19 protein-coding genes and 1 CRISPR repeat array (1 of these 20 only partly in view) are annotated in these 13,742 nt (G+C 54.7%); of the genes, 11 read left to right on the forward strand and 8 right to left on the reverse strand.

Annotated features, from left to right (window positions below; translation table 11 throughout):
• Positions 1-501: a CRISPR direct-repeat array (repeat unit 30 nt; unit sequence GCTTCAACCCAACGAGGGTTCGTCTGTAAC); it begins 571 nt to the left of the window's first position.
• Positions 502-1,438: 937 nt separating this feature from the next.
• Positions 1,439-1,786, forward strand: a complete 348-nt coding sequence (locus tag D3261_RS02880; protein WP_120068651.1) for a hypothetical protein — start codon at positions 1,439-1,441, stop codon at positions 1,784-1,786.
• On the forward strand, positions 1,783-2,430 hold the full coding sequence (locus D3261_RS02885) for a hypothetical protein (RefSeq protein ID WP_120068654.1): 648 nt from the start codon (positions 1,783-1,785) through the stop codon (positions 2,428-2,430). Before D3261_RS02880 ends, D3261_RS02885 begins: the two co-directional genes overlap by 4 nt.
• Positions 2,431-3,272: 842 nt before the next feature.
• Here the strand turns inward: D3261_RS02885 and D3261_RS02890 are convergent.
• From D3261_RS02890 to D3261_RS02900, 3 genes are read right to left on the reverse strand one after another with little or no spacing between them, the layout of a single operon-like run.
• Positions 3,273-3,674 carry a hypothetical protein gene (locus D3261_RS02890; RefSeq protein WP_120068656.1) on the reverse strand — a complete coding sequence of 134 codons (402 nt, stop codon included), beginning with the start codon at positions 3,672-3,674 and terminating at the stop codon, positions 3,273-3,275.
• 46 nt (positions 3,675-3,720) lie between these two features.
• Entirely contained in the window at positions 3,721-4,116 is a 396-nt protein-coding gene (locus D3261_RS02895; RefSeq protein ID WP_120068659.1) for a hypothetical protein, read from the reverse strand.
• 46 nt (positions 4,117-4,162) lie between these two features.
• Entirely contained in the window at positions 4,163-5,140 is a 978-nt protein-coding gene (locus D3261_RS02900; protein ID WP_233553844.1) for a hypothetical protein, read from the reverse strand.
• A gap of 98 nt (positions 5,141-5,238) precedes the next feature.
• On the opposite strand from D3261_RS02900, the gene D3261_RS02905 reads away from it, so the two are divergent.
• Together D3261_RS02905 and D3261_RS02910 are read left to right on the forward strand one after the other, a co-directional pair.
• Complete coding sequence (locus D3261_RS02905) at positions 5,239-5,424, forward strand: hypothetical protein (protein ID WP_120068662.1); 186 nt, start codon at positions 5,239-5,241, stop codon at positions 5,422-5,424.
• 51 nt (positions 5,425-5,475) lie between these two features.
• On the forward strand, positions 5,476-5,874 hold the full coding sequence (locus tag D3261_RS02910) for a hypothetical protein (protein ID WP_233553845.1): 399 nt from the start codon (positions 5,476-5,478) through the stop codon (positions 5,872-5,874).
• Positions 5,875-5,902: 28 nt separating this feature from the next.
• Here the strand turns inward: D3261_RS02910 and D3261_RS02915 are convergent, their stop codons facing one another.
• A complete protein-coding gene (locus D3261_RS02915; RefSeq protein ID WP_233553846.1) occupies positions 5,903-6,346 on the reverse strand; it encodes a DUF5518 domain-containing protein in 444 nt (147 codons plus the stop codon).
• Between the two features lie 150 nt (positions 6,347-6,496).
• Between D3261_RS02915 and D3261_RS02920 the strand changes: the two genes are divergently transcribed.
• Complete coding sequence (locus D3261_RS02920; RefSeq protein WP_233553847.1) at positions 6,497-6,772, forward strand: undecaprenyl phosphate translocase family protein; 276 nt, start codon at positions 6,497-6,499, stop codon at positions 6,770-6,772.
• A gap of 11 nt (positions 6,773-6,783) precedes the next feature.
• Here D3261_RS02920 and D3261_RS02925 read toward each other — a convergent pair whose 3' ends face one another.
• Positions 6,784-6,981, reverse strand: a complete 198-nt coding sequence (locus D3261_RS02925; RefSeq protein ID WP_120068670.1) for a hypothetical protein — start codon at positions 6,979-6,981, stop codon at positions 6,784-6,786.
• Between the two features lie 134 nt (positions 6,982-7,115).
• Here D3261_RS02925 and D3261_RS20275 point away from each other — a divergent pair, with 134 nt between their 5' ends.
• The 5 genes from D3261_RS20275 to D3261_RS19585 all read left to right on the forward strand — a co-directional run bounded on the left by D3261_RS20275 (position 7,116) and on the right by D3261_RS19585 (position 9,997).
• A complete protein-coding gene (locus D3261_RS20275) occupies positions 7,116-7,328 on the forward strand; it encodes a hypothetical protein (RefSeq protein WP_199693896.1) in 213 nt (70 codons plus the stop codon).
• Between the two features lie 165 nt (positions 7,329-7,493).
• Positions 7,494-7,619, forward strand: coding sequence for a hypothetical protein (locus tag D3261_RS20820; protein ID WP_255409183.1), 126 nt, complete (start codon positions 7,494-7,496; stop codon positions 7,617-7,619).
• Positions 7,616-8,008 carry a hypothetical protein gene (locus D3261_RS02930; RefSeq protein ID WP_147464893.1) on the forward strand — a complete coding sequence of 131 codons (393 nt, stop codon included), beginning with the start codon at positions 7,616-7,618 and terminating at the stop codon, positions 8,006-8,008. The genes D3261_RS20820 and D3261_RS02930 overlap by 4 nt, the downstream gene beginning before the upstream one ends.
• 323 nt (positions 8,009-8,331) lie before the next feature.
• Entirely contained in the window at positions 8,332-8,967 is a 636-nt protein-coding gene (locus D3261_RS02935) for an HD domain-containing protein (protein WP_120068676.1), read from the forward strand.
• 559 nt (positions 8,968-9,526) lie between these two features.
• On the forward strand, positions 9,527-9,997 hold the full coding sequence (locus tag D3261_RS19585; protein ID WP_147464894.1) for a hypothetical protein: 471 nt from the start codon (positions 9,527-9,529) through the stop codon (positions 9,995-9,997).
• Between the two features lie 22 nt (positions 9,998-10,019).
• On the opposite strand, the gene D3261_RS19590 is transcribed toward D3261_RS19585, so the two are convergent.
• From D3261_RS19590 to D3261_RS02945, 3 genes are all read right to left on the reverse strand, one after another.
• Positions 10,020-11,153, reverse strand: coding sequence for a hypothetical protein (locus D3261_RS19590; protein ID WP_147464895.1), 1,134 nt, complete (start codon positions 11,151-11,153; stop codon positions 10,020-10,022).
• Between the two features lie 183 nt (positions 11,154-11,336).
• Entirely contained in the window at positions 11,337-12,014 is a 678-nt protein-coding gene (locus D3261_RS02940; protein WP_120068795.1) for a recombinase family protein, read from the reverse strand.
• A 288-nt stretch (positions 12,015-12,302) separates the two neighbouring features.
• Positions 12,303-13,097, reverse strand: coding sequence for a class I SAM-dependent methyltransferase (locus D3261_RS02945; protein WP_120068679.1), 795 nt, complete (start codon positions 13,095-13,097; stop codon positions 12,303-12,305).
• A gap of 361 nt (positions 13,098-13,458) precedes the next feature.
• Between D3261_RS02945 and D3261_RS02950 the strand changes: the two genes are divergently transcribed.
• A complete protein-coding gene (locus D3261_RS02950; RefSeq protein ID WP_233553848.1) occupies positions 13,459-13,692 on the forward strand; it encodes a hypothetical protein in 234 nt (77 codons plus the stop codon).
• Positions 13,693-13,742: the final 50 nt, after the last annotated feature.

Here is a 13,742-nt window from a genome sequence, read left to right on the forward strand (position 1 = left end):
TCCGTCCGACCCGGGTCGCTTCAACCCAACGAGGGTTCGTCTGTAACCCGCATAGAGACGGAGGGCGGCCTAATCCTAGACGCTTCAACCCAACGAGGGTTCGTCTGTAACACTAAGGCGGTCGCGGACGACTAACGGTCCAGACGGCTTCAACCCAACGAGGGTTCGTCTGTAACCCGATACGCTCGTTGATGTCGTCGGTGAGGACGGTCGCTTCAACCCAACGAGGGTTCGTCTGTAACGCGGTGGGTCCGGACTCAAGGCGTCTCGCTTGGGCTTCAACCCAACGAGGGTTCGTCTGTAACTTCGGACATCCTGAGCGCTGTCTCGCCGCGGAATCTGCTTCAACCCAACGAGGGTTCGTCTGTAACTCCGGTGTGAGTATTGTGGCGAGTTCGTCCGGATGCTTCAACCCAACGAGGGTTCGTCTGTAACCACGCCGAAGCCCGAGCGCAGTCGCGGAGCCTAGACGCTTCAACCCAACGAGGGTTCGTCTGTAACCATGCCCAATTTGGCGGGCATGCAGGCCGTATCAGCCGTTCAGAATATAATTCTTCGGTCAACCTCCAATATCTCGTCTCACCTGGGGGGTCGACGATTTCATTGAACCGAGTATCGAAAGGCGCAGCCAAAACTAACGTGCCAGTTGCATATCGTAAGCATGGCATCTGAGTGGTGTTGAAAAGGTACCCCTTCTGGTCACTCTGTCACCATTGAGTGGACAAGCTATTTGATTTCGTTCTACGGTTACTGGATCTGCGGTGCGTATAGCTCCCAAGGCTGCTACAAGTTGTTGGTCCTCTCCGGAACTATTCCTAGTTTGGCATAGTTCACAGAAAGAGAGACTCACTCATCGGTATCTTCACAAACAACCTCTCGGAGTTCGGCAAGTAGCTCAGGGTGGTGCTCTTCAAGTACTTCTATATCGCTGGGTGTCTCTTCCTGGATTCGATTCCGAACGCGCGAGATCGCTTGGTAGTACTGTGAATCGGATACGTCACCGTCACGAGTGATGTACTTCCGGTCTGTGTCAGTGAGAAGACCGCGATACCGTCCCATTGACCGAGCCTTCGCTCGCATTGCACTTGAGCATACACTTTGCACTAATGTAAATATTTGCGTTCAAGCAAAGATATGCGCTCAAGCATACTACTAATACTGGTGGGTCCATATAGCTGCTGTGGACACTGACCGCTCGCGGTCGTTGCGGAACGACCGGGTGCTTGGAACACCCGGACAGGGTCCACAAATGCTGCTAGAGACCCATGCAATTCAACGATTCCGGCAGCCTTGAAACTGCCGAACGTTCTGGCGTACAGTCAATCGAACGATGCGATCACTGCGACCTGCCCACTGACCAGGGCGATGGTCGGACCGAGTCGCTCCTCACTAACGATGTGTCCTGCTCGCCGAAGTGTGCGATGCAGAGTGCACGCGAATGAGCGTCGATTCCGCTACGGCAGCCAAACAGTGCATCACCGGCTGGAGCGTTGACATCCATGGCACCCCGCTCTGCCAGTATTGCACGAAAGAACTCCTCGAAGGTGACGAAGTGACTGTCTACGCCTATCGGCCCGTCGAAGACCAGGTGGTTTCGGTCGCACGACTCTATTGCAGCGAGTGCAACCACCGCGAAATCGAGCACCCCGCTTTGGGATGTTACGAGTGGCTCGCTGAAGCCCGCCTCGCGACCATATCGGATGTCGCTCACCAATCCCACGAGCGCACACTCACTGGAATCGATATCATCGACGAATGCGGCCCAAAGGAGGGCGATGCGCGATGACCGACAGCACCCAACACCAGGACACAACAGCCACCGAGCAAGCAGATAGTGGAGAACAGCGAAGGGACGCGGACTGTGACACGAGTGTCTCAGTCCCGGACAAGAACGAGGACGAGCCCTGGTTCATGGAAAAGGAAGTCAGGGATATCGTCAGGGAGGAAGTGAGCAAGCTCATCGAAGTTCGCGGTGTTGAGCCGGAAGAGGCGACTCTCGATGACGTCTGGATCGCCGGCCAACCCCTCGGGAAGATCATCGAAGGCCTCACGAAGAAGGTCAAAGACAACACCTCCACCAGCGAATCAACGGGGAACGAACCCGAGACCGTGCGCACTCCCTTAGAACAGATAGCCGACGAAGACAGTAGTAATCCCATCGGCATTCAGATCACCTCCTCAGTGGATCGGGCTGCAGCGATCATGCGTAACTGGACGCAGTGGTCGAAGAAAGGTCCCAAGGGCCGGAACATTCGCGACGGGCTGAAGCCACTCATCGAAACCGAACTCGACGAGGACGGCCTCGCCTGGAACCAGGTCTACCGGGCGTGCAAGAAGGTCGAACATCTCACCAACGGCAAGATCGTCTTCACCAAACACTCCAGACACGGCTGGATGCTCTTACAGCCGTCGTCAGCAGAGGGGGCGTAAGTTACCCTCCAAACAACGAGTCGAACCACCCCAAACTAACGACGGTCTAACACGACCCACTCGTTCCACGCCCCCACCGCACCGCAAGCAACCTACCGTTACTGTGTAGTGCGTCGAGTGCTGCGTCGGTGCTGCTAGTGAGAAGAGACAAGGCAGGAGAATCCCCCTCTAACAACGAGTGTAAGTAACTCTCTCCTCTGAATTATCGATTCTTTTCTCGAAACCACTCACTAGTGGCTTCCAAAGCGTCTTACCAAACATTGAATCAGGACTCTCGTTCCAATGTTAGGTAAGATTCTTCGCGAGCGCCAGCAGGCTTCTCACGTCAACGAACAATCAGCGGGCACCGAGAGCTCTCTGAGGAGAACTAAGTCGTATCAAGGATTATACGGAGTAATCCACGGTCTTTTGCTGGTACAGCGCCGGTTCGACTACAGAGAGCGGGCCGAAGTAGCTCAGCCTGGCCAGAGCAGCTCCCTTGTAAGGAGCTTGTCGAGACATGGCCCACTGGACTAAGGTCGTGAGCAAGACCTCTTAACCGATAACGTAGCCACCGCCTCTGTACACCCAGGATCGATTGCTGGTTATTGAGTCGCTCGTTGCTTTCGCGGTGTTCGTGCGTTACCCATGAGTGTCGTGAGAGACTGTGATGGGAGCCGGTCATGGAGCCTGTGGGAACCTCGTCTTACTCGTATTCTTGGGAATTGGTATGGCTACGGTCGGAATTGGCTCGCTCTTTGGGGCTGGATTATGAATGGCTCGGACACCGGCGAAAGCTCTGTGAGGGAACTATGCCCTGCTACTCAATCGGCGTTGAGTGAGAAGGCCGCTAACGGCGCTTCTCACGTCGATTGAAACATCCGCTCAATGCTCAGCAGAATTGCTGCAACCAGTAGAAGGCCGGCCATTGGGGCAACCACGCCTCCAAAGCTGAAAAGAGCGAATACTGTAATTGCGGACGTCACACCGGCCAGCCCCCAAACTACCCATATCATCTCGTGCCATGCACTATATCCTGCTCCGATCGAGAGGGCAACGAGAGCTATCGACCAGACAAGGAATACGGGCGCATTCTCACTACTAAGCGTTCCTGTAGGAGAAAACACGTACGGGACAACAGAGGTCATTAGCAGGTAAGCTGCTCCACCAAGACCCGAAACCCCTGCAAGAAGCCCAATACCTCTCCCACTCAGACCGAGCCACGAATCTCTTCCGCGTCGATCCCGGCTGTACGATGCTTCCATATCAAGGTAAGGCTAGAATCACTACCGCGATAAGCTTTCATCCAGACTACTCGTCGGGGCCGGGGAGTGGGTGAAGAATCCCGTACCACAATCGGTAGGCGACGAGCCCGACCGCTCCACCAATACTGAGACTCTCCCTGAATGCATCCGGATTCGACGCGAATCGAGCAAGCACCCCATCCTTCCCGCTCCAGAGGAGGCCAAAAAGCAACCGTCGCCGTCGACTCGTCCGAATCCCACATACGTCGTAATCGGAGAGCAGAACGCTGAGTGCGGACGTTCCTGCACCGAATATTAGAGCGATCGGCGAGAGCGGTTGATTCGGCTCGATACGCTCATCCTCGGGAAGGTTGGCTGTAGCCTTCCGTAGAAATAGCACGGCACAGAGGGCGACCACACTGAATCCAAACTCAAGAACGGCTTTGATCCGTCGGCGAACCATTGGCACCTGATAGAAGCCGCGGCCTCATGTAACCCGGTGGCTATGCCTACGTCGCCGTGGTGTCGACGAGTCCGTTGATCGTCGTGTTGCCGTTCTCGCTGGTCTCGGTCGCTGCACCCATCGAGGACTCACTCGTTCCGAGGTGTGTGGTTTCGGAGGGAGTGGTCGCCATCGTCGAGGTCTGTGGCTGGGTCTGCTGTTTGGCTTCGGAGAGCCACGCCGGCGGTTCGAGCGACTCGTTGCCGGTGCTCTCAAGCGTGGCGTGGGCGCGTATCTCTTGGCCCATCTCGCCGGGATTCGGGCGGATGGCGAGCAGGTCGCGCGTCACACCCTGCTCGTCGATCGTGAGCCGGTAGGTCGTGTTGAGGTCCGACGCAAAGAGCTCCCCCGAGACGAGATACTGCGGCGAGCCGTTCGCTTCTTGGGTAACGACCGAGACGTTGCCCTGTTCGGCGGCCGAGAGATAGTCCGAGAGCCCGGTCGGCCCGAGCACGCCGCCGTCAGCTGTGAGCTCACCGCTCGGAAGCTGGGAGTAGCTGGTGGTCCCATTTTTGTAGGTTCGGCGAATGTACGACCCTTCGTCGGTCGTCCACCCCTCAAGTTGGGTAACGTTCCGATCCCCGGCGACTGAGCCGGTAAAGTTCGCCGAGAGCGCGACTGCCTCACTCGACTGGCTCTCCCGGATGGTCTGGTTGATCGAGTAGAGGATGGTGCCGTTCGGGGCGACGACGCTCGTGTTCGTGCGCGTCACGGTCGAGTGGCTCTCCAGAAACGCACTCTGGGCTCGCATGAGCGCTGCGCCGTTAGTGATACCCGCGCTCGTGAGGCCCGGCGCGAGTTGTGGGGCCGGACTCGCTGTGGGCTGGTCCGTAGGCACGTCGAGGGGCGTCACGGTCGCGTTGCTCGTAGTGTTGTTCTGCTGGTCGCCACCGAAGATACCGTTACAGCCAGCGAGCGTGAGCATCGCGGCCAGCGCGAGCACGCCGGCGATACGTTTCAGTCGTCGAGAGCGGAGTCCGTTCATGGAAGTATTCGTGAGAGAATGGCCCGGCTCCGGGGATAAATCCCGGCCGATCGTGTTCGGAGGAATGACTTATCCCGACGCTCACCCAATGTCGAGGTATGGTCAATTGGTCATACAGTGCCCGCAGTGAGGGGGTCTACATGATCGTATGGGGACTGGCGCTCCTCGCGTGGATTCTGTTTGCCGGCTCGCTTGCCGAGGCCGTCATGGTCGGCGTGCTTGGATTCGTCTTCTGTTGGTACGGTGTTGGGATGATTCGGAGGGACTCACGGGCGCTCGCGTAGCGTCTCCGAGTCGGCAAAAGCTGTTTAAGGTGTGCCATGAACAGTGAGCGTATGGATCGAGACTCGCTCACCGCGCGTCTTCGGGACAGCCTCCCGGATCTCGAGTCGGTACTGATCGCCGTTCTCTGCATTGGGGCGCTGGTGATCCTCCTCGATACGATCGGTATCAACGTGATCGAGAATCTTCGGGGGTCCGTGCGTGGCGACGAGCCCGGATATCTGTTCTACATTCTGGCGATGGGGGTGCTCTCGTATCTCGTCGAGCGCTTTCGGGATGTCTTCGACCAGCCTCACACTGCCGACGTTCCCGACCCGCTCGGCGACCGTGAGGGTGAAAGCGAGCATAGGGGTGAAAGTGGGACTGAGGACGGCGAGAGCACTGAGGGTGAGACTGTGACCGAGGAACGAACCGTCGAGTTCGCCCGCTCGCGGAACGATTCCGCGGAGTAAGAGTTTCGTGTCAGTAGGTGGTGCGACGTCAGCTTCCAACCCCACGTTCGGGACGCGAGTTGATCTTCTTCGAGAGCCACCCGCCGAGGAGGCCGCCGACCGCTCCAACGCCCACCGAGAACGCGATCAGCGTAGCCGTCACCAACAGGAGAAATAGTATCTCCGAGAGCGGGTTCGACCATACCACGATCGGTCCTTCGGGAAGCCCGACCAGCCACCCGACAGCCCACAAGGCTGCCGGGACCCCACCGACGAGGCCAGCGAGAATCCCAGCATTGGCGGCCCGTCTCGAAGCGTTCGCCGCGAGATAACCCGCGAGCATCGCTCCGAGCAGGACTCCAGTACCCGGCTGATCGAGCGTCGAGCCAGCCCACGTCGAGGACATGATCGTGAGCGGGATCGAGACGAGCCCGCCGATGAGGCCGTATTTCCACGAACTATCGAATCGGCGGCGGAGACTCAGGTCGGACATTGCTATCTCTCTTATACGTCACCCGAGAACAAAACTGTATCTCGATTTCGCGTGGGTTCTGATCGGACAAAGAAATGGTCTCCCTACGGAGAAGCGTGTGGCCTGCTCACTGGCGGTGATTTCGAGGCCGTGTTGGCTCTTGGCCGTGAGGTGGACGTTTTCCTCGTCGGGGGGCTCGTTGGGCTGTTCACCGTTGCTCGTGTGATTCCCCGATTGCTCGATAGCTATCGGGAAGCAACGCTGGCGTTCCTCGTTGCACTGGTAATCGGGGCACTCCGCGCACCGATCGCGGAACTCTCCGGGAACGAGACAGTAGCGTGGATACCCGAAACGATCGGTGTGTTCGTCGGACTGGCGCTCGTTGGTGGTCTATTGGTACTTGTCCTCGACTGGTACGCGATCGATATCGACTTCGATCGACTGTAGCCACTCCCTGATTATCGAAGCCACCCGCTCGGGGCCTCGCCGACGAAGCCGGCGACGAGCGCGACCAGTCCGACGATGAGTAAGGGGAAGGCGAGCGTGCGGATCAGTGCCGAGACGGGCGATGAGGCGACGTAGAACGCACTACCGGTGGTCATGAACGCCGCACCGAGAACCATCCACTTGAGGTCGCGTACTGCCTCACTCTGCATGGGTTTGGCCTCTCCCGCTCACCGGATATAGCTCTCGAAGCCTATCGAGGCATTCGTTCTGAAGGGTTAGATGCCGTGCGATAGTATGACAGCGGCCGATAATTACAAGACTATCCTATTCAGGAGAATAGTATATGGCGAACCGCCCTCAGAGGAGACCAGTCATCCAACCTGCCTTGACGTTTCTGAGCGTCGTCGTTCTGCTGTACTCGTTCCTGATCGCCGGCCAGCTACTACTCGGCGTATGGGTGGTCGTCTTCGTCTGGATAGTGTACTTTTTCTTCCGACTCGTCCTCGCTATCGAGCGGATCGCATCGGCGCTCGAAGAAATGCCGACGGGGGAATGAGGGGGACAAGTTCTCCGGTGGTGGGAGCGTGTTCCTGCTCTCCTCCTCATGTCATCCACGGAATATATACTCCAGTGCGAACAACCGCTGGATATGGAACTCGTAGGGAAATCGTTGCAATGACGAGTGCTCAATGCCCTATTCCTCGGGGTGGTCCTGTTCGCTATGACGGCGATCTCAGATGGCGGCATCCAGTGGACACTCGTGCTGGTTGGCGTGCCGTTGTATTTCGTCTTCGAGCTCGTCGCCGACGCCGCTGTCGGGCGGCTCCGACAGTGGTGGTCGGCGTGAGTGACCGTATTGCCGGTATCCCGGCACTGTATCTCTACAGTGGCTCGATTATCGTCTACGGAACCGTGATCCTGTTCAACAACCTGCCTGCGATCAGGGCTGGAACCAGCGCCCTCGCACAACAGATTGCGACGGTCGCTGCGGCTGGGATGGTTATTATTGGAATCTACGAAGCCTATACCAAAAACCCCGACGAGTACGATATCGCGGGTCCTGTTGTTGGCCCGCACAGCGCCCTGTGGGCGCGAGCAGGACCGTGGAGGTGGGCGGGCGCGGAGGGTGGGTACGCGGTCGGGCTTTGGCCGGCCCGGAGGGCCGGGATTCTTTGGCGGTTGCGGTGGCGACGGCGTTTCACGCCGGAGCCAGTAGGTGAGAACCGCGCGGAGTGAGCACGCGCGATATCGTCGCAGCAGCGCAGCTGGGCGACCATCGAGAGAGTGAGCGAAGCGAGCGTCCCGGTGAGCACGACCGACGAGCTCGCGCGATGGCGCAGCGAGCACGGTAGAGCGGTCGCCATCCTTCTCGAATCGCGTGCGAGAAACGCGCGTGTTGAGGCTGTTGTGGAGTTTCTGTAGATGGTGAAATTCGTACGACCCTGTAGATAGACACTTGATTACCTACAGGGTGATTCTGTAGGGTGCTCCTCTAATCACAGGATCTACTTTCAATGAGCATGGCAGGTATTCATGAGATCTCGTCGAGGCACTGAGGTATGGAGACAACAGAAACTGTCCGTGCTCGTGCTCAAGATTATTTTGAAGGAGCCAGCCCCTCTCATGATTGGCATCATGTTCAGCGAGTTGAACAACTTGCTGAAACGCTGCTAACCGAACGGAATGACGCCAATGAACAGGTTCTTCGGTTGGCAACATTGCTGCACGATATCGGGCGTATGCGGGAAGACCAAGGGAAGATCGATGACCACGCTGTTTGGGGCGCTAAGGAAGCAGATAGTATTCTCTGTGAGGTCGGTCTTAACTCAACGAAAATCGAACAGGTTCACCACTGTATTCGATCACACCGTTATTCAAACGATGTTGAGCCGCAAACGGTAGAGGCAGAACTGCTCTGCGACGCTGATAACCTCGATGCGCTTGGTGCAGTCGGAATTGCCCGCTGTTTTTCATTTGGTGGGGAACTTGGTCAAGCCCTCTACAATCCCGAGATACCGATTGAGACCGACGAAACGTCGAGTGGTCAGACACAGCTAAACCATTTCCATAAGAAAATTTTCTCTCTTCCGGGGCGGATGTATACAGAACCTGGTCGGCGTATCGCTGAGAGTCGAGAGTCAGTAGTCAAAGAATTCGTCGAACGGTTCAAGCTAGAAGCTGCGGGGGAACTGTAAGACCCGCACGTTTGCGCGAACCGGGAACGCCGATCCTCATTTTGCACACTGGATCGCCGAAACCGTGTGCAAGATTTCTCGCTCGACGCCGGCAACCCACACTAATCGGGGCTGTGGTCGACCGACTGTCAGCGTTCTTTATATGCGCTCCGAGCGAGTTATCCACTTAAGTACGCTTTTTGGCCCCCGTCCAAAATGAGCGATGCGGATCCATACTGGCGGCGAGTACGAGTGGTGCATCGCTTCTTTTTGAGCCGATATGAGTGTGAGTTCAGCAGAGATTATTATAGTCGTAGTGCTAGTATTCCACTATACACGCGAATTCGCTGCTGCACCGCTCCATAGGGGTAGAGTGTTTACCGACAGGACAGCTCGAATTTGAGAATCTGTAGAACCAGTGTTCGGAGAAACCTCACAAGTGATTCTATGCATTGAGAGTACTAGTCTCATCCTCCGTGAAGAATCGGCAATATTCGTTTTCCAATTCAGATATCTCAACTCAAACGAGCATTGCACCAAGTGCCGGAATTTTCATTACGATCCAGACGCCATACAAGCCATGGCTGTCAGTCGACGTCAGGCTTTAAAATATTTTTTGACAGTTGGTGTCTTATCCGCCCCAGGATGTCTAAATAGTGGAACAACAGCGGGAGGAAGTGCAGAGAACGGACAAAAAACAGGGAACCCTTCCCAGACAACCAATATAGCTACCATGGATCAAAGAGAACACGCAAAAGAAGTACTACGTCGGATTGATAACAAGTACGGCGAGAAAAGTGGCATTAAATATATGTCATTAAATCAAGCAGACTCGTCTGGAAACACATCGGAGAAATGGAAAGTGGTGATCGGCGTTTCGCCCAATAGAAAAGACGAACTTGATCAGCAGATCCCAGATCAGATCTCTGAAATCCCTATAGAGGTCAGGTCTGCACCTGATTATCAAGTTATGGGACCGGCAACTGATGTGACAAACCTCACCAACTCTAATACAGACGCTCCTTGTGACTGCAACAGTACAGATAGTTAACTCAAGTGCCCGAAGTCGGTTATTACCCGAAATCGTACCCCATGCGGTGGATCTGGTATCCAGAAGTTCCAGCAGATCTGTTGAAATGGTTTGACTTAGCGTTACCACCGAAGCAGTTGGAAATAGGTTGGCGTTCGCGGTCCCCAAGACTAACAAGATGGACGACATACAGCTTACCGTTGTCTCCCTTCCAGAATACTACACTGCCTGAATCACCTTGCGCCCCACGAACAGAAGTGGTAACTCCTTTGGCATTCCCAAATGTAATGCAGCCTTTACCATCACTTTTCGTGTAAGCCGAGACGATCTTCCCAGAGGTTCTCCCGGTTGTGGCACCCTCTTTTTGCACCGTTTCATTATCTGTCATAAGACTACCGAGGCCAGCTTCGGTGATCCATCCTGCAACTGGGCCGGCACCTCTGATATTCCCCCCGATATTCCTAGAAGTAGTTGGACTAATCAATGTGAAGTCAAATTGAACATCAACTACAGCCAGCTCTCCAAATTCGAACCGTGAGAGATTGTCTGTCTCTTCAACGGAAGGAAGAGGCTGGTACGCTTTACTTCCGAGAGCTCCACCCGCGCATGCGCTCCATACATGAGCCACACTCAACATGTATGTACCACTGGATGAATGAACACGAGCCCCGGTTGATCCGATTGATCGGCTAATACGGCCGCCGTTCACTTTTGTGTCCGATTCTAGCATACCTCCTTGGATTGTACTATATCTCCCACTATTGTAGCAGCCTAGTAATTCGGGTTCTTCAGCTGGAACTGTCTCTATGTCCACATCAGCTTCTTCTTGAATTGTGAAGCTTCCTGTGTATATTTCGGGATCAACAGCTTGACGAACCTGAACGGCACGCTTTCCGCCGATTTGCCTGTCCGAATTCACCACCTCTGCCCCAATAACACCGTTCTCACCGACCTCAATTTCACTGGCAACTTTCTTCGCGGATTCAACTTGCTCTAACCATTCCCGAGGAACTTCTTCCGTGTATTCATGTTCCCCATATTGATTTTCAGTAATCGGGATTGTTACTGTAGTATCGTTTGATTGTGCAACTGTTGTTCCAAGGGTCCCATACCCTACACTGACCCCAGCTACTTTGAGGAACGCTCGCCGGCTTCGATTGTTTTGCCTCTGCCCCATATTCTTGCGTGATGGAGAACGTAATTAAAGTTATGTATGAACAAAGTCGACTGCTCTCTCATGTGTTGGAATATCCTATTATGAGCTAACAATAATGGGACTAGATCTAGAAATTTTTCAGACTGTTTTAATTTCCAAAACCAATAGTCAGTAGTCCGCGCCTGAAGAGCTATTAATAGCATTTCACAATGAATTAAATGGATCACCAACATACCGCTCTCGATTGTTGGCGATATGCCGAACCGCTGATCTACCGATACCCGTTCGTCGCCCGAGCTCGCGTTTGCTCGCACCCTTATCGAGTTCGTCAAGGACGACGATAGCCGTCTCATAGTCGTTGTTCGGCACTAAGAACCCCTCAGAGCCGACATCGAAGCCGAATGGTGGACGTCCATGCCATTTACCCTGTGACCGACTCGCCGCAATCCCCTCACGGGTGTTGTCTCGTTTGATTTCAGCTTCAAGTTCGGCGAAGGTCGCAACGACGGTTAAGAACGCGCGAGTGTAGGGATCGCGCTTGTCGGGGTCAAGGTCAATCCCCATATCGAGGATGTGAAGACCAACCTCGTTTTCGTCGACAATCCTTTCGACGGTCGCCGCGAAGTCCCGAACCGATCGCGAGATACGCGAGACCTCGGACGCGACCACGCGCTCGACGTCGCCAGCTTCGACGGCTTCTATGAGCTCACGATAGCCGTCGCGGTCGGTGTCAGTGCCGGTCTGCTTGTCGGTATAAACCTCAATAGCGGCGGGCTCGATCCCAAGACGGTCGGTGGCGTACTCGCTCGTGCGCTGGCGCTGGCGGGCGAGTGATTGATCCTCAGTGCTAACCCGACAGTAGAGCGCCGTTTTTTCGGTTATATCTGGCCCACTTTCAACCACCCCCGCTACGAACTTAAAACGCCCCCACTTTTGACCAGTCTGGTCACAAACAGTCGTTTCTGACCATGTTAGGCAATGTCGTTTATCTTTTCACTCTGGTCGAATGCGCTACTGCGCGGCGCGGATAGATTCCTACGGAAGTTGAGACTAGCGCTCTCAATGCATAGGACAACTCGTGAGGTCTCTCCAAACATTAGTTCTGGAGACAATGAAATTCGTGCGACCCTGTAGGTAGACACTGGACTGCCGACAGGGGCGCAATGGTCGCTACGACTTGGCGATGAAGAGTGTCATATCTTTCGTCCATCGAACTGCGCCGTGTTCACGAATATGTGCGGCTGCTAACTCCCGTAGTGCCTCAGCGTCCTCTGCATCGAACGCAGAAAGCCTGGAGTCCTCAAGAGGGAGTGAAAGTGCATAGGCAGTGAGCGCATCGGGATCATCAACTCTGACTTCGTTTTCAAAAAGACGACGTTCTACGTGGTCAAAGTGCTTCCCGAGTTGTTCACGACCGTTTTCAGCTGTGAAGCCGCCGACTAAGGAGGAAACCGAACCATCCGCAACGGTGGACATCATTTTATAGAGCTGTGCCACGTTCTGCGAACTCCCTGTTGTCGCATAGAGACAACCATCCGCCGCTAGCACGCGTTCACACTCCTGAATCGCTACAGCTAGGTATGGTGAATGATATAGCATCTGAAGTGCAAGGACCATGTTGAATGTCTCCTGAGCGAATGGAAGATGCTCCGTGTCGGCAATCGTAAAATCTCCCCCGATGGAATTCTCCTGAAGCTGGTTCTCGGCTTCTGAAACCATCCCAGAAGAGAAGTCACTGAGGACGGCTTTCCAAGACTCACTAATATGCTCGCTATTAACTGTCCAAAACCCACCAGGGCCACAACCAACATCCAGAACCGTCGCATCCGGTGCAAGCGGCAGTTCGGAATAAACCCAGTCGTGAGGATGATGATCGTCGACGAGAAAACGAGCGTTGAATTCGCCACGTGTCGAAAGGTTCGCTTCATCCGCATATTGCTCAGAGAGAAGAGCCGCTTTCTCCATGAGCGATTTACTGACCAGCGTGTAATAAAGTCAAGGACGAGTGTGGCTAAAGGTACTGAGTAGCAAAACCGAGTCAATCCACTTAATTCTCTGTCTCAAAACACGGGGTTGCGCGTCAAGGAAATAACTCCTCGCTCGTTGCACATCTGATTAGCTCTGCGATGTGCAATGAAAGCCGGCTCAATCCGTTTTGATGTACGGCCCTAATCAAAACTCGAGTACGGTAATAAAGAACCAGCAGTTAGTCGTTTGAACCACCGTTTCTAAGAGAGGTGATGTGCAAGGACTTCACGGTTCCACATAAATGCGAATTAAGACTGACGGGAAACATGAATATCGGGTTGATCAGCTACGCCAGATAATGCAAGCCACGGGTGAAGGAACTAAATCAGGGGCCTTCGACTTCTCAACCGAATTCACGTTGCAAATGCTGGAGAGTCTTAATCAAGCTCTCCATCATCCAGACATGACTGAGGAACTTGCTGAAGTTCTCTCTACCACCTCAGTGGATCTGAGCTATCGAATAGAAACCGATCTCAACGTGAATCGGAGCCAGCGGGCACGCTCATGCAAAGACAACGAAACCGATGCATAGAGGGAATATGCTGATTCATCAACAGGGACAATATACCACTACGTGCGAAC

This window comes from Halococcus sp. IIIV-5B, assembly GCF_003602035.1.
Taxonomy (GTDB): domain Archaea; phylum Halobacteriota; class Halobacteria; order Halobacteriales; family Halococcaceae; genus Halococcus; species Halococcus salsus.